The organism is Pseudomonas sp. CFBP2511 (assembly GCF_030209255.1).
GTDB lineage: Bacteria > Pseudomonadota > Gammaproteobacteria > Pseudomonadales > Pseudomonadaceae > Aquipseudomonas > Aquipseudomonas avellanae.
Window position 1 is genome coordinate 171357 of the sequence record NZ_JARVSI010000009.1, and the last position, 14079, is coordinate 185435.

The following is a 14079-nucleotide window of genomic DNA, read 5'->3' on the forward strand; positions in this document are numbered from 1 at the left end:
TGGTCGGCACTTAGACTCTTTTCTGCGTTTTCGCTGCTAAACAAAGGTTTTTTGCACCCTCAGCGCTGATCGCGACCGGGTAACAAGCCGGGTGTCCTAACCCTCGACAACCCCCTATAATGCGCGCCGGTTTTCGGGGTATTGATCATGAGCACAGACGATCCACGTTTCGCAGGCATCGCCCGTTTATACGGCATTGAGGGGCTGGCACGCCTGCGCGCGGCTCATGTAGCGATCGTTGGCATCGGCGGCGTGGGCTCGTGGGCGGCGGAAGCCATGGCGCGCAGTGGCGTTGGCGAGATTTCGCTGTTCGACATGGACGACGTCTGTGTCAGCAACAGCAACCGCCAGCTACACGCGCTGGACACGACCGTGGGGCGGCCCAAGGTCGAGGTGATGGCCGAGCGCATCCGGGCGATCAACCCTGATTGCGTCGTGCATGCGGTGTCTGATTTCGTGACGCGCGACACGATGGCCGAGTGCATTACCCCGGACATGGACTTTGTGATCGACTGCATCGACAGCGTCAATGCCAAGGCTGCGCTGATCTCCTGGTGCAAACGACGCAAGATTCAAATGGTCACTACCGGCGGGGCGGGCGGGCAGATCGACCCGACGCTGATCCAGATCGCTGACCTGAACCGCACGTTCAATGACCCGCTGGCTTCCAAGGTGCGTTCCACCTTGCGTCGCGATTACGGCTTTTCACGCACCCCGAACCGCCATTACAGCGTGCCTTGCGTGTTTTCCACCGAGCAACTGCGCTATCCCAAGCCTGACGGCAGCATTTGTCTGGAAAAGAAGTTCATTGGTGATGGCGTCAAGCTGGACTGTGCCGGTGGCTTTGGTGCTGTGATGATGGTGACCGCCACCTTCGGCATGATCGCCGCCACTCGCGCCGTCGACAAACTGGTTGCCGGCACACGGCGGCCGTCCGAACGTGCAAAACCGGCGGCTGTGACGGCCAATCAGGCTTGAGTCAATTCACGCATCTTCTGCAGCACGGCATTCAGGCCGTTGCTGCGCGAAGGTGAAAGCTGGCGTCCGAGGCCCAGTTGATTGAACCAGTCAGGCAAGTCCACGGCTTGCACCTCCTGGGCTGACAGCCCGTTGACGCGCGCGAGCAGCAGCGCCACCAGCCCGCGAATCAGCCTTGCGTCGCTGCTGGCACGAAAGCGCCAGCCATCGGTGCCGACCTCGCCAGTCAGCCAGACCTTGCTTTCGCAGCCGTGAACCAGATGCTCGTCGGATTTCTCGGCGTCGCCCAGGGGCGGCAGACGATCACCCCATTGCATGAGCAGGCGCGCGCGCTGTTCCCAACTCTGCGCTTGCACGAAGGTTTCCAGAGCGGTTTGGGCCTGCGCAGGAAGACTCATCGAAGCAGCTCCAGCGCCTGATCCAGTGCGCTGAAGAACCGCAGCAGGTCATCCGAATCGTTGTACAGCGCCAACGAAACCCGAATTGCGCCAGGCAAGCCAAGCGTCTTGAGCAGCGGCATCGCGCAATGATGACCGGCACGCACAGCGACGCCCTGTTCGGTCAGTAAATGCGCAAGATCGGCATTGTGCACGCCGTCCACGACAAAGCTGACCAATGCCAGGTCTGGTGCGCCCAGCACTTGTATGCCATCGCGCTGTTGCAAGCCTTCCAGCAGGCGGCGGTGCAGCCTGGCTTCGTGTTCAGCAACCGCCTGATGGTCGAGGCTGTCCAGATAGTCCAGCGTGGCGCCGAGGCCGATCACGCTGGCGATGGGCGGCGTGCCCGCCTCGAAGCCCAGCGGTGCAGGACGAAATTTCGCGTGCTGATAGTCGGCAGTCAGCACCATTTCGCCGCCGAACTGCCAGTGCGTCAGGCTTGGCAGTGCGTCGTTGCGCCCGTACAGCACGCCGAGTCCTTCCGGGCCATAAAGCTTGTGGCTGGAAAATACATAGAAGTCGCAGCCCAATGCCTGAACGTCGTGGCGACCGTGCACCACGCCTTGCGAACCGTCGACCACCGTCAGTGCACCTTGTGCCTTAGCCAGGGCGATCAGGCGCGCCAGCGGTTGCCAGGTGCCGAGCACGTTGGAAAGCTGGCTGACCGCCAGCAGGCGCGTGCGTGGTCCGATCAGGCTGGTCGCAGCGTCCAGGTCGATCACGCCGTCGCGATCAAGCGGCAGAATCACCAGTTTCAGGTCGCGGCGCTGAGCCAGTTGCTGCCATGGCAACAGGTTGGCGTGGTGTTCCAGGGCACTGAGGGCGATCTCGTCGCCCGCAGTAAATTCATGCTCCAGCCCGTAGGCGAGCAGGTTAAGCGCAGAAGTGGCACCGTGGGTGAAGATGATCTGCCCGCTTTCGCCGGCATTCAGCCAGTGGGCGGCTTTGAGGCGGCTGGCCTCGAACGCCTGGGTAGCGTGCGCGCCGGGCAAATGCTGGGCGCGATGCACATTGGCGGCACCGTTGGTGTAGTAATGAGTCAGGGCATCAATCAGCGCCTGCGGTTTTTGCGTGGTGGCGGCGTTGTCCAGATACGTCTGGCCTTGCCGTTGCAGTGCGGCGATGGCCGGAAAATCGGCGCGCCAAGGAGAGAGGAGGGGCATTGTTCGTCCAGACTGTGGGGGCGGACTCAATGCTGGATAGCGTTGAGTCCGCGCACAGCATCAGTTATGAGCGTGCAGTGCTTCGTTCAGCTCAATGGCCGACTTGTGGGTTTTGCATTCCACGGCGCCGGTCTGCGAGTTGCGACGGAACAGCAGATCGTTTTGACCCGCCAGCTCGCGGGCCTTGACGATCTTGACCAGCGCGTTGTTTTCATCGAGCAGCGCAACCTTGGTGCCTGCGGTCACGTACAGGCCCGATTCAACGGTGTTGCGATCGCCCAACGGGATGCCGATACCGGCGTTGGCACCGATCAGGCAGCCTTCGCCGACCTTGATGATGATGTTGCCACCACCGGACAACGTACCCATGGTCGAGCAACCGCCGCCCAGGTCCGAACCCTTGCCGACGAATACGCCTGCGGAAACGCGGCCTTCGATCATGCCCGGGCCTTCGGTGCCGCCATTGAAGTTGACGAAGCCTTCGTGCATCACGGTGGTGCCTTCGCCGATGTAGGCGCCCAGGCGCACCCGAGCGCTGTCGGCGATACGCACGCCACTTGGCACGACGTAGTCGGTCATTTTCGGGAATTTATCGACCGAGAACACTTCCAGCAGCTCGCCCTTGAGGCGTGCTTCAAGTTGGCGTTCGGCCAGTTCGGCCAGATCGACCGCGCCCTGACTGGTCCAGGCAACGTTAGGCAGCAGCGGGAAGATACCCGCCAGATTCAGGCCGTGCGGCTTGACCAGGCGATGCGACAGCAGGTGCAGCTTGAGGTATGCCTCGGGGGTCGACGTCAGCGTTGCGTCTTCAGCCAGCAGCGTTGCAACCAGTGGCTTCTGGCTTTCAGCCAGACGAGTCAGCAGTGCAGCCTGGGTCGCGTCTACCGGTTTTACCGCTTCGGCCAGCTTGTAAGCCATATCGACGTTGAAGGTGATCGCCTTGTTGCCGTCTGTGTAACCCAGAACAGGTGCGATGGCCGCGACCAGCGCTGCCGACGGGTTGATCAATGGCTGGGCGTAGAACACTTCCAGCCACGCGCCTTGACGATTTTGAGTGCCGACGCCGAAGGCCAGGCTGAACAGAGTAGTGGACATGCAAATACCTCTTAACTTTATCAAGGGGCTTTCAGTAGCGCTTGGGCTTACTGTAAAGCCGCTGCATACAGGTCAGGTTTGAAGCCGATCAGGGTTTTATTGCCCAGATCAAGCACCGGGCGCTTGATCATGGACGGCTGCGCGAGCATCAGTTCGATGGCTTTCGCCTGGTCGAGATCGGCCTTTTGTCCGTCATCGAGCTTGCGAAACGTGGTGCCGGCGCGGTTCAGTACGACCTGCCATCCATGTTCATCGCACCATTGCGACAGGTGTTCGCGATCAATGGCCTGTGTCTTGTAATCATGAAATTCGTAGCTCACGGAATGCTCGTCAAGCCAGGTACGGGCCTTTTTCATCGTGTCGCAGGCTTTGATGCCAAACAGAGTGTAAGTCATTGTTTTAGGGTGGGGTGGCTGATCTTGCTCGATACTCCCCACTGCTTCTCCTTGCAATTTAGCCGCACATTATGCCACGTCATTCAACTCGACGCTGCGCCGCGTAGATCTGGCGACTGAATGAGGATAGGTAACATCAATGACTATCATTAAGAAAATTTCACCGTCATCAGCTTGAGTGATAAGCCGCGCCGGATAATGATGACGTTCAACTTTAATACTGGGTCGCGTTATGTCTGAACAAGATAAGAAGCGTCAGGAGGCACTTGTCCGGCAGCGCTATTACAGGGAACGTCAGCGTGCCGAGGGCTTCAAACAGAGCACCATCTGGATTCACGCCCAGGCCGAGGCAGAGGGCAGGCTGGCGGCGCGCGAAGGCAAACCGCTGATGCCCATGCAGTCCCACGACCCTGTGAGCTGGGCGGTTGGGTGGGTGGCAGAAAGGATGCGAACCCGCCAGTAACCTGGAGTTACAGAAGCTGTCGCGCCACACTTCACTGATGGAAGTACGTGGCGCTCCATTGCTTGCCGGCTGTGGATGCCAGCCTCGCAGGCTTTTTTATGGCGTGTCGAATTTCGAATTGGCGCGATCCGGGTAGATAGCGCTCATCACTTCGATGTCTTTGGGGCTGAGCGTCTTGCCGACGTTGATGATCTCGAAGTCGCCCAGGGTCAGGCCGTTGGGGATATCGAAATGCATGACGGAGTCGCGGTCGTAAGCGGAATAGTGAAAGTCCGCGGCTTCGTACCTGTCGAAAAAGTTGGTATTGATCTCTTCGTCACTCAACCCGGTTTGCAAAAGCAATGGGCGCAAAAGCGGCTCGTTCCAGGGAATATTCGCCTGGGGATGCTGATGCTCGTGGACAGCGCCCAGAGCGTGCCCGAATTCATGGAGCACAATGCGTGTCAATTCTGGCAGGGGGCTTAGCTCTGCCGTGTACAGCTCCTTGACGTTGAATTCCATGGTGGGCTCGTTTTGCCCGGCCAGCAGGGCGTCTGTCCCTATGGCGCTCCAGTTCAGATGTTCATTGAAGCCGATTCGGATATCGCTCGTTCCGTCTGTGACGAACTCGAATTTCAGGTTTATATGAGGCAGCCATTTTTTTGCAGCTTCGACGATAGGGGCTGTCAGGATGGCTGGCGGATTTTTCTGAAAGAGAATTTTCAGGGTTCGCCCGCGTGCCCAGTATTTGGTGAACGAAACCAGGAGTCGGGCCAGATGCTTTGAGTCGTCGGTGTCGTAGCCCGTTTCTGATTCGTAGGTCGGGGTGATTGCTGCATTGGCCAGCGTTTCGCCAATGGCGGCTTCGTACGATGCCTGATGATTCTCTGCGCTGCGCATGGCGCAGGATGCAGGCAGCTTTATGCTCTGGAGGGCGGATTGTGCGGACATATGATTGACCTTCATGGTGGTTCGCCTCCTGTCAGGAAGCGTGATAAATGAAGGTTGAAGGTACTGTCAGGCAGGGCGTAGCAGGTGGTAACTAATTACTCCGCCGCACATTGTTACCCCGCCGCACATTGCATGCGGCGAGGCGAGTGTTTTACTTGAGCACGAATGCGCGGATGCGTTCGGCAGCCTCGATACACTCGGCCAGCGGCGCTACCAGCGCCAGACGCACTCGGCCAGCGCCCGGGTTGACGCCGTCCACTTCCCGCGAAAGGTACGAGCCCGGCACTGCGGTGACATGCTGATCGACGAACAGGTCGCGACAGAATGCAGCGTCATCGGTGCCGACATTCGGCCACAGGTAGAAGCCTCCGTCCGGGCGTTGTACATCCAGCACCGGGGCGAGGATGTCGAGCACGGCATCGAATTTCTCGCGATACAGGTCACGATTGGCGCGAACATGCTCTTCGTCATTCCAGGCGGCGATGCTGGCCAGTTGGGTTTGCACCGGCATTGCGCAGCCGTGGTAAGTGCGATACAGCAGGAAGGCCTTGAGGATCTCTGCGTCGCCCGCCACAAACCCCGAACGCAGGCCCGGCAGGTTGGAGCGCTTGGACAGGCTGTGGAACACCACGCAGCGCTTGAAGTCCTGGCGACCCAGTTCGACGCAGGCGCTGAGCAGGCCCGGCGGCGGGGTCTGTTCGTCGAAGTACAGTTCGCTGTAGCACTCGTCTGCGGCAATGACGAAGTCGTGTTCGTCAGCCAGCGCGATGAGTTTTTTCAGGGTTTCAACCGGGATCAGCGCGCCGGTCGGGTTGCCCGGCGAGCACAGAAACAGGATCTGGCAGCGCTTCCAGATGTCCGCGTCGACTGCATCGAAATCAGGGTTGAAGCCATTGTCGCTCAGGCATGGCAGATAGTGCGGTTGAGCACCTGCCAGAAAAGCCGCGCCTTCGTAGATCTGATAGAACGGGTTCGGGCTGACCACTAGGCCGTCATCGCTACGATTGACGACTGTCTGGGTAAAGGCGAACAGGGCTTCGCGTGTCCCGTTGACCGGTAATACGTTGCGCGCCGGATCGATCCAGCCCTGCGGCACGCCGAATCGACGGTTGCACCAGCCGGCAATGGCCTCGCGCAGCGCGGGTATGCCCAGTGTGGTGGGGTAAACCGCCATCTGATCAAGGTTGTCTGCCAGAGCCTTGGCAACGAAATCGGGTGAGCGATGCTTCGGCTCGCCAATGGACAGCGCCACCGGGCGTTTTTCGGGGTTGGGCGTTACGCTTCCCAGCAAAGCGCGCAGCTTCTCGAAAGGGTAGGGCTGAAGCAGTTGCATGGCGTTATTCATGGAACGTGTTCCTCAATGAGCTGCGTTGAGTCGATTCGGTTGGCCTGGGGTCTGCTCCCGTTTCATCGCGGCTCGCGATGAAACGGGAGCAGACCCCAGTGTTCATATGCTGATCCGCAGGTCGCCGCCGGGCTCTGAGTTGACGCTCAGTTGCTTGACGATGGCCTCCTGCAGCTGGCTGCACAATTGCGGATCGGACAGCGGCTGATTGTTGGCGTCGGTGATGAAGAAAACGTCTTCCACACGTTCGCCCAGGGTTGCAATCTTGGCGTTCTGCAATGACAGGTCGAACTCCAGGAAAATCTTGCCAATGCGTGCCAGCAGGCCCGGCCGGTCGGGTGCCAGCAGTTCGAGCACCGTTACCGGGCGCTGGGCGTCGTTGTGAATGGTGACCTGCGGAGCGAAGGCAAAGTGCTTGAGCTGGCGGGGCACGCGACGCTTGATGATCGTCGGGTAATCGTCCGGGTTGCGCAGCGCTTCGGTCAGGCCGTCGCGGATGTCCTGAATGCGTTCCGGATTGTTGCCGATCGAGCCGCCCTCGTGATCCAGTACGATGTAGGTGTCGAGTGTGAACTGGCTGCTGGACGTGATGATGCGCGCGTCATGAATGTTCAGGTTCAGTTGGTCCATCGCGGCCACGGTCACGGCGAAGAAGTCGTGCTGGTCCGGCGCATAGATGAATATCTGGGTGCCGCCCTCGAATTCACGCTGCGTGGTTTCCTTGATCAGCACCAGCGGGCCGCCATCGGCAGGCTGCTGCAGGATCGCGTCACTGTGCCAGGCCACATCGCCGGCGGTGTGGCGCAGAAAGTAGTCATCGCCCAACGCTGACCAGAGTTGCTCGACGTCATCAGGGTCGGTACCGCTGCGCACCAGAATGTCCAGCGCGGCAGTCTGGGTACGGCGAATCTGCTCTTCACGGTCAACCGGGTTTTCGAGGCCGCGACGCAAGGCGCGCTTGGTCTCGGTGTACAACTGGCGCAACAGGCTGGCGCGCCATGAATTCCAGAGGGTCGGGTTGGTCGCGTTGATGTCGGCGACGGTCAGCACATACAGGTAGTCCAGATGTACTTCATCGCCCACGAACTGGGCGAAATCGTGGATGACCTGCGGATCGGAAAGGTCCTTGCGCTGCGCGGTCGTGGACATCACCAGGTGGTTGCTCACCAGCCAGACGATAAGCCGGTTGTCCCAGGCTGGCAGGTGATGGCGCGTGCCAAAGGCCTGTGCGTCGACGGCACCAAGCTCCGAGTGGTCGCCGCCACGGCCCTTGCCGATGTCGTGGTACAGCCCGGCCAGATAGATTAATTCCGGTTTCGGCAGGCGGGCCATGATTTTGCTGGCCAGTGGGAATTTCTCGGAGACCTCGGTGTACTGCAGCTTGCGCAGGTGCTTGATGAGATTCAGCGTGTGCGCATCGACGGTATAGATGTGGAACAGGTCATGCTGCATCTGCCCGACGATGTGGCCGAACTCCGGCAGGTACAGGCCGAGAATGCCATAGCGGTTCATGCGGCGCAGGTTGCGATGGATACCGATTTCGCACTTGAACAGCTCGATGAACAGGCTGGTGTTGCGAATATCGTTGCGAAAGTCATCGTTGATCAGGTGCCGGTGCTCACGCAGCAGCCGAATCGTGTCGGCACGCACGCCCTTTATCTCCGGGTGCTGGGCCATCAGCACGAAGATCTCGAGCATGGCGAACGGCGTGCGCCTGAAGACGTTCGGGTTCGTTGCTTCTATATAGCCGTCGTGCAACTGGAAGCGCGAGTTGATCGGCTGGGGGGTGCCGTCGTCGTCGGAGAGAATCACTTCTTCAAAATGCTGAATGATCAGATCGCTCAGCTCCGCGATGCTCATGACCACGCGGTAGTACTTCTGCATGAAGCGCTCGATGGCCAGTTTGGCATCGTTGTCTTCATAGCCCAGCAGCCCGGCGATGCGAACCTGATAATCGAACAACAACCGGTCTTCGGATCGTCCGGCCAGCATGTGCAGGGCGTAGCGCACTTTCCAGAGAAACTCCTGAGAGGAGGCCAGCAGTGCGTTTTCGCTGCCCAGCAGAAAGCCTTCGCCTGCCAGCGCGTGCAGGTTGAGGGTGCCGTACTGGCGCCGCGCCACCCAGAGAATGGTCTGAATATCGCGCAGGCCACCGGGCGAGCCTTTGACGTTGGGTTCGAGGTTGTACTCGGTGTCGTTGTACTTGTGGTGACGCTTTTTCTGCTCTGCGTGCTTGGCCAGGAAAAATTCCTTGCTCGGCCACATGTGCTGCGTGCTGGTGACTTCCAGCATGCGCTGACGCAGATGCTCGGGGCCGGCGATGGTGCGGCTTTCCATCAGGTTGGTGATCACCGTCAGATCGGCTCGGCCTTCCTGCGCGCACTCATCGACGGAGCGTACGCTTTGTCCCACTTCCAGGCCTATATCCCACAGCAGCGTCAGAAAACGCTCGATAGGTTCGCGGAAAACTTCGTGATCATCGCTTTCCAGCAAAATCAGCAGGTCGATGTCCGAGTACGGGTGCAGCTCGCCGCGACCGTAGCCGCCGACTGCCAGCAGGGCGATGTCGGCGTCTTCGCTCCATTCGAACTGATCCCAGGCCTGTTGCAGGATGTTGTCCACGAACCAGGCACGATCCTCGATCAGGCGGCGGATATCACGGCCCGACCTGAACCGGTTATCGAGGACGTCTCTTGCTCTGCGGATCGCTTTCTTGAACGCAGCGATGGGGCTGGCCTTCAAGGCCAGTTCGGCCTGAAACTGGCCGCGATCGAACAGGTCTGGATCTACTTGCGGCATGGAACGGCATTCCTCGTGTCGAGCTGTGCGAGAGTGATATCGAGCGTTCGGCCACGCAGGCTGGGGTCAGGGAGCCTTTTGTGCAATGGTATCGTCGCTGCGTAAAGTGAAGATTTCGTAACCGTCGGCCGTCACCAGCAGCGTGTGTTCCCACTGCGCCGAGAGCTTGCGGTCCTTGGTGATCGCGGTCCAGCCGTCACCCAGGATCTTGGTTTCCGCGCGGCCTTGGTTGATCATCGGCTCGATGGTGAAGGTCATGCCTTCCTTGAGCTGAAGGCCGGTGCCCGCCTCGCCGAAATGCATGACTTGCGGCTCTTCGTGAAACACTTTGCCGATGCCGTGCCCGCAGAACTCGCGAACCACAGAGAAACCATTCTTTTCAGCGTGTTTCTGAATGACCGCACCGATGTCGCCCAGATGGGTGCCGGGTTTGACGATCTCGATGGCCTTGTACAGGCATTCCTGGGTCACTTTCGACAGGCGTTCGGCCCACACCGGGACGGTGCCGACGTGAAACATTTTGCTGGTGTCGCCGTGGTAACCGTCCTTGATGACTGTGACGTCAATGTTCAGCGAGTCACCGTCCTTGAGCTTCCTGTCGCCGGGGATGCCGTGGCAGACCACCTGATTGATCGAGGTGCAGATCGACTTGGGAAAGCCTTTGTAGTTCAGCGGAGCCGGGATCGCCTGCTGCTCGTTGACGATGTAGTCGTGGCAGATGCGGTCCAGCTCTTCGGTTGTGACGCCCGGCTTGACATGGGGGGCGATCATTTCCAGAACTTCGGCGGCCAGACGGCCGGCGATGCGCATCTTTTCAATGTCTTCCGGGGTTTTGAGGGTGATGGTCATACTGGATCTCTCGACGTGTCCGGCACGCGGCTGGTGCGCAAAAGCGCGATTCTATCAGACCGCCTGCGCCGGGTGATCATCGCGTCCTTCTATAGGCAATCGATGCCCCTCTAAAAGCGCGACAAAACAAGAACTTGATGGGAGTTCCGTTCTCTTCCCTTTTGTGATATAAAATGCGCCGCTTTCCAAGGTCCGTCCTTGAAGCACAAACCCACACACGTGTCGACACGATGACCTGGGTGCCCTTGGCAGATGCCACTGGTTGGTCATTGGGATACGTGGAGGCCTAACCCGACTTATCAAGGAACTATCATGTCCCAAGTCAATATGCGCGATATGCTGAAGGCCGGTGTGCACTTCGGTCACCAAACCCGTTACTGGAACCCGAAAATGGGTAAATACATTTTCGGCGCGCGTAACAAGATTCACATCATCAACCTTGAAAAAACCCTGCCTATGTTCAACGAAGCTCTGACTTTCGTTGAGCGCTTGGCGTCGGGCAAAAACAAGATTCTGTTCGTCGGCACCAAGCGTTCCGCTGGCAAGATCGTTGCTGAAGAAGCAGCACGTTGCGGTTCGCCGTACGTCGATCATCGCTGGTTGGGCGGCATGCTGACCAACTTCAAGACCATCCGTCAGTCGATCAAACGTCTGCGCGAGCTGGAAGTACAAGCTGAAGACGGTACTTTCGCCAAGCTGACCAAGAAAGAAGCCCTGATGCGCACCCGTGATCTGGAAAAACTGGATCGCAGCCTGGGTGGTATCAAGGACATGGGCGGTCTGCCAGACGCACTGTTCGTTATTGACGTTGATCACGAGCGCATCGCGATCACCGAAGCCAACAAGCTGGGCATCCCGGTTATCGGCGTTGTCGATACCAACAGCAGCCCGGAAGGCGTTGACTACATCATCCCGGGCAACGATGACGCAATCCGCGCCATCCAGCTGTACATGGGCTCGATGGCTGACGCTGTTATCCGTGGTCGTAACAATGTTGCTGGCGGCACCGACGTATTCGTCGAAGAAGCTCCAGCTGCAGCTGCTGTAGAAGGCTGAGTACAAACGCCTGGCGTTTACTCAGTACGCGAAAAGGGGGCTTAGCCCCCTTTTTGCCACCTAGGAAATGATTTGTCGGTCTGTAGCCATGACCTTGCTGTCATGTGTTGCTGCCACCCTGATTTTTCCAGAATTGCACGCCCGGCGAGCCGGGTGGAATGGTTGAAGACCTATCCAAGAGGATTTTGAAATGGCAGAGATTACTGCAGCGTTGGTCAAAGAACTGCGCGAGCGTACCGGCGAAGGCATGATGGATTGCAAAAAGGCCTTGACCAAGGCTGGCGGCGACATCGAAAAAGCAATCGACGACATGCGTGCTTCCGGCGCGATCAAGGCCGCTAAAAAAGCAGGCAACGTTGCTGCTGAAGGCGCGATCGCCATCAAGGACGACGGCAAAGCTGCTGTCATCATCGAAGTCAACTCGCAGACCGACTTCCTGGCCCTGCAGGACGATTTCAAGAATTTCGTTGCTGCAAGCGTCGAAAAAGCTTTCGCTGACAAGCTGACTGATGTGGCTCCGTTGATCGAAGCTCAGGAAACTGCACGTCTGGTACTGGTCGGCAAGGTTGGCGAAAACGTCAACATTCGTCGCCTGAAGCGCATCGAGGGTGATGTTGTCGGCAGCTACCTGCATGGCAACAAGATCGGTGTGGTTGTTACCCTCAAAGGCGGCAACGTCGAGCTGGCTAAAGATATCGCCATGCACGTCGCGGCAAGCAACCCTGAGTTCCTGTTCCCTTCGGAAGTTTCGGCCGAAGCGATCGAGCGCGAGAAGAGTGTCTTCCTGCAACTGAACGAAGACAAGATCAAAGGCAAGCCAGCTGAAATCGTCGAGAAGATGGTTGGCGGCCGTATCACCAAGTTCCTGGCTGAAGCCAGCCTTGTCGAGCAAGCGTTCGTCAAGAACCCGGAAATCAAGGTCGGTGATCTGGCCAAGAAAGCCGGCGCTGAAATCGTTTCTTTCACCTACTTCAAAGTAGGCGAAGGCATCGAGAAGCCAGTTGACAACTTCGCTGACGAAGTTGCTGCTCAACTGGCTGCTGCCAAGCAGTAAGACGGTTTTTCAACTGTCGCCCCGAAGAGGCTGCCCGCTCACGCGTGCGGCCTCTTTGTCGAAAGAGAAAGGGAAATTTTCCCTGGAGATTGGGCTCACAAGGCTGCATTCTCCCGACGCTCGTCGAGCGTCAAGCTAAAGTAAGCGCAGGCTTGAGATAGCCAGCACAGATTTTTTTCAGAAAACGCCGCAGGAGAGATTCGCAATGGCTCAGCAGGGCAGTGGTTATCAGGCTCGCTATAAACGCATTCTACTCAAGCTCAGCGGTGAGGCCCTGATGGGCTCGGAAGAGTTCGGCATTGATCCCAAGGTGCTGGACCGCATGGCGCTGGAAGTCGGCCAACTGGTCGGTATCGGTGTTCAGGTCGGTCTGGTCATCGGCGGCGGTAACCTGTTCCGTGGTGCGGCACTGAGTGCTGCGGGCATGGATCGGGTAACGGGCGATCACATGGGCATGCTGGCCACTGTGATGAACGCCCTGGCAATGCGCGATGCGCTGGAGCGCGCTAATATCACCGCTATCGTGATGTCGGCCATTTCGATGCTGGGTGTGACGGATCATTATGATCGTCGCAAGGCCATGCGCCACCTCAGTGCCAAAGAAGTGGTGATCTTTGCTGCCGGTACTGGCAACCCGTTTTTCACCACCGATTCGGCTGCCTGCCTGCGCGCGATTGAAATCGACGCCGATGTCGTGCTCAAGGCCACCAAGGTAGATGGTGTGTATACCGCAGATCCGTTCAAGGACCCGAATGCCGAGAAGTTCGATCATCTGACGTACGATGAAGTGCTGGATCGCAAGCTGGGTGTGATGGATCTGACTGCAATCTGCCTGTGTCGCGATCACAAGATGCCATTGCGCGTCTTCAACATGAACAAGCCGGGTGCCCTTCTGAATATCGTCCATGGCGGCGCTGAAGGAACCCTGATCGAGGAAGCCCAACAATGATCAACGAAATCAAGAAAGACGCTCAGACGCGCATGCAGAAGAGCCTCGAGTCGCTGACTCACGCGTTCACCCGCATCCGTACCGGCAAGGCTCACCCAAGCATTCTGGGTGGCGTCATGGTCCCTTACTACGGTGCCGACACCCCGCTGAGCCAGGTTGCCAACGTGACCGTCAAGGACTCGCGCACCCTTCAGGTTGTGGCCTTCGAGCGCAATATGCTCGCGGCGGTCGACAAGGCTATCCAGAGCTCCGGTCTGGGCTTCAACCCCACCAACCTGGGTGAGCTGCTGTTGATCTCCATGCCTGCGCTGACCGAGGAAACCCGCAAGGGCTTCACCAAGCAGGCGCGTGATGCTGCCGAAGACGCCCGTGTTGCCGTACGTAACATTCGTCGTGACGCGTTGAGTCAGTTGAAAGACCTCGTCAAGGACAAGGAAATCAGCGAAGACGAAGAGCGCCGTGCTGCCGACGACGTGCAGAAGCTGACCGACAAATTCGTGGCGGATATCGAAGTTGCGGTCAAGCAGAAAGAAGCTGATCTGATGGCTGTTTAAGGTTTCGGACGC

The 14079-nt window shown here is 58.6% G+C and carries 14 protein-coding genes; 6 read left to right on the forward strand and 8 right to left on the reverse strand.

The genetic code is table 11. From position 1 onward, the window contains the following. The first annotated feature begins 147 nt into the window (after positions 1–147). The gene (tcdA, locus tag QRN38_RS08355) at positions 148–978 is read left to right on the forward strand and encodes a tRNA cyclic N6-threonylcarbamoyladenosine(37) synthase TcdA (RefSeq protein ID WP_005765965.1); all 831 of its coding nucleotides are present in this window, start codon (positions 148–150) and stop codon (positions 976–978) included. Here the strand turns inward: tcdA and QRN38_RS08360 are convergent. The 4 genes from QRN38_RS08360 to QRN38_RS08375 are packed head-to-tail and all read right to left on the reverse strand — an operon-like array spanning position 969 to position 4068. Further along, positions 969–1376 carry a SufE family protein gene (locus tag QRN38_RS08360; protein WP_011103588.1) on the reverse strand — a complete coding sequence of 136 codons (408 nt, stop codon included), beginning with the start codon at positions 1374–1376 and terminating at the stop codon, positions 969–971. The two genes, tcdA and QRN38_RS08360, sit on opposite strands and share 10 nt — an antisense overlap. Next, positions 1373–2578, reverse strand: coding sequence for an aminotransferase class V-fold PLP-dependent enzyme (locus QRN38_RS08365; RefSeq protein WP_011103589.1), 1206 nt, complete (start codon positions 2576–2578; stop codon positions 1373–1375). The genes QRN38_RS08360 and QRN38_RS08365 overlap by 4 nt, the downstream gene beginning before the upstream one ends. A 60-nt stretch (positions 2579–2638) precedes the next feature. After that, positions 2639–3673, reverse strand: a complete 1035-nt coding sequence (dapD, locus tag QRN38_RS08370; RefSeq protein ID WP_003377783.1) for a 2,3,4,5-tetrahydropyridine-2,6-dicarboxylate N-succinyltransferase — start codon at positions 3671–3673, stop codon at positions 2639–2641. A gap of 47 nt (positions 3674–3720) precedes the next feature. After that, a complete protein-coding gene (locus tag QRN38_RS08375) occupies positions 3721–4068 on the reverse strand; it encodes an ArsC family reductase (RefSeq protein ID WP_007245408.1) in 348 nt (115 codons plus the stop codon). Positions 4069–4300: 232 nt separating this feature from the next. On the opposite strand from QRN38_RS08375, the gene QRN38_RS08380 reads away from it, so the two are divergent. Then, the gene (locus QRN38_RS08380) at positions 4301–4531 is read left to right on the forward strand and encodes a hypothetical protein (protein ID WP_003377787.1); all 231 of its coding nucleotides are present in this window, start codon (positions 4301–4303) and stop codon (positions 4529–4531) included. Positions 4532–4627: 96 nt separating this feature from the next. Here QRN38_RS08380 and QRN38_RS08385 read toward each other — a convergent pair whose 3' ends face one another. From QRN38_RS08385 to map, 4 genes are all read right to left on the reverse strand, one after another. Beyond that, positions 4628–5476 carry a matrixin family metalloprotease gene (locus QRN38_RS08385; protein WP_057417998.1) on the reverse strand — a complete coding sequence of 283 codons (849 nt, stop codon included), beginning with the start codon at positions 5474–5476 and terminating at the stop codon, positions 4628–4630. Positions 5477–5612: 136 nt separating this feature from the next. Then, a complete protein-coding gene (dapC, locus tag QRN38_RS08390; protein ID WP_007245411.1) occupies positions 5613–6806 on the reverse strand; it encodes a succinyldiaminopimelate transaminase in 1194 nt (397 codons plus the stop codon). A gap of 102 nt (positions 6807–6908) precedes the next feature. Continuing rightward, positions 6909–9605 (reverse strand): [protein-PII] uridylyltransferase, encoded by a 2697-nt coding sequence (locus QRN38_RS08395; RefSeq protein ID WP_007245412.1) that lies wholly within the window; start codon positions 9603–9605, stop codon positions 6909–6911. A 66-nt stretch (positions 9606–9671) separates the two neighbouring features. Next, complete coding sequence (gene map, locus QRN38_RS08400) at positions 9672–10454, reverse strand: type I methionyl aminopeptidase (RefSeq protein ID WP_005765976.1); 783 nt, start codon at positions 10452–10454, stop codon at positions 9672–9674. A gap of 312 nt (positions 10455–10766) precedes the next feature. On the opposite strand from map, the gene rpsB reads away from it, so the two are divergent. The 4 genes from rpsB to frr all read left to right on the forward strand — a co-directional run bounded on the left by rpsB (position 10767) and on the right by frr (position 14067). Continuing rightward, the gene (gene rpsB / locus QRN38_RS08405; RefSeq protein ID WP_005615972.1) at positions 10767–11510 is read left to right on the forward strand and encodes a 30S ribosomal protein S2; all 744 of its coding nucleotides are present in this window, start codon (positions 10767–10769) and stop codon (positions 11508–11510) included. Between the two features lie 190 nt (positions 11511–11700). Further along, positions 11701–12564, forward strand: a complete 864-nt coding sequence (tsf, locus tag QRN38_RS08410; RefSeq protein ID WP_005765978.1) for a translation elongation factor Ts — start codon at positions 11701–11703, stop codon at positions 12562–12564. Positions 12565–12769: 205 nt separating this feature from the next. Then, complete coding sequence (pyrH, locus tag QRN38_RS08415; protein WP_002554728.1) at positions 12770–13513, forward strand: UMP kinase; 744 nt, start codon at positions 12770–12772, stop codon at positions 13511–13513. After that, the gene (gene frr, locus QRN38_RS08420; RefSeq protein WP_005765982.1) at positions 13510–14067 is read left to right on the forward strand and encodes a ribosome recycling factor; all 558 of its coding nucleotides are present in this window, start codon (positions 13510–13512) and stop codon (positions 14065–14067) included. Before pyrH ends, frr begins: the two co-directional genes overlap by 4 nt. Positions 14068–14079: the final 12 nt, after the last annotated feature.

Coding starts and splice junctions, on each gene's coding strand:
- tcdA (WP_005765965.1), top strand. CDS start 148: ATGAGCACAGACGATCCACGTTTCGCAGGCATCGCCCGTTTATACGGC.
- QRN38_RS08360 (WP_011103588.1), bottom strand. CDS start 1,376: ATGAGTCTTCCTGCGCAGGCCCAAACCGCTCTGGAAACCTTCGTGCAA.
- QRN38_RS08365 (WP_011103589.1), bottom strand. CDS start 2,578: ATGCCCCTCCTCTCTCCTTGGCGCGCCGATTTTCCGGCCATCGCCGCA.
- dapD (WP_003377783.1), bottom strand. CDS start 3,673: ATGTCCACTACTCTGTTCAGCCTGGCCTTCGGCGTCGGCACTCAAAAT.
- QRN38_RS08375 (WP_007245408.1), bottom strand. CDS start 4,068: ATGACTTACACTCTGTTTGGCATCAAAGCCTGCGACACGATGAAAAAG.
- QRN38_RS08380 (WP_003377787.1), top strand. CDS start 4,301: ATGTCTGAACAAGATAAGAAGCGTCAGGAGGCACTTGTCCGGCAGCGC.
- QRN38_RS08385 (WP_057417998.1), bottom strand. CDS start 5,476: ATGAAGGTCAATCATATGTCCGCACAATCCGCCCTCCAGAGCATAAAG.
- dapC (WP_007245411.1), bottom strand. CDS start 6,806: ATGAATAACGCCATGCAACTGCTTCAGCCCTACCCTTTCGAGAAGCTG.
- QRN38_RS08395 (WP_007245412.1), bottom strand. CDS start 9,605: ATGCCGCAAGTAGATCCAGACCTGTTCGATCGCGGCCAGTTTCAGGCC.
- map (WP_005765976.1), bottom strand. CDS start 10,454: ATGACCATCACCCTCAAAACCCCGGAAGACATTGAAAAGATGCGCATC.
- rpsB (WP_005615972.1), top strand. CDS start 10,767: ATGTCCCAAGTCAATATGCGCGATATGCTGAAGGCCGGTGTGCACTTC.
- tsf (WP_005765978.1), top strand. CDS start 11,701: ATGGCAGAGATTACTGCAGCGTTGGTCAAAGAACTGCGCGAGCGTACC.
- pyrH (WP_002554728.1), top strand. CDS start 12,770: ATGGCTCAGCAGGGCAGTGGTTATCAGGCTCGCTATAAACGCATTCTA.
- frr (WP_005765982.1), top strand. CDS start 13,510: ATGATCAACGAAATCAAGAAAGACGCTCAGACGCGCATGCAGAAGAGC.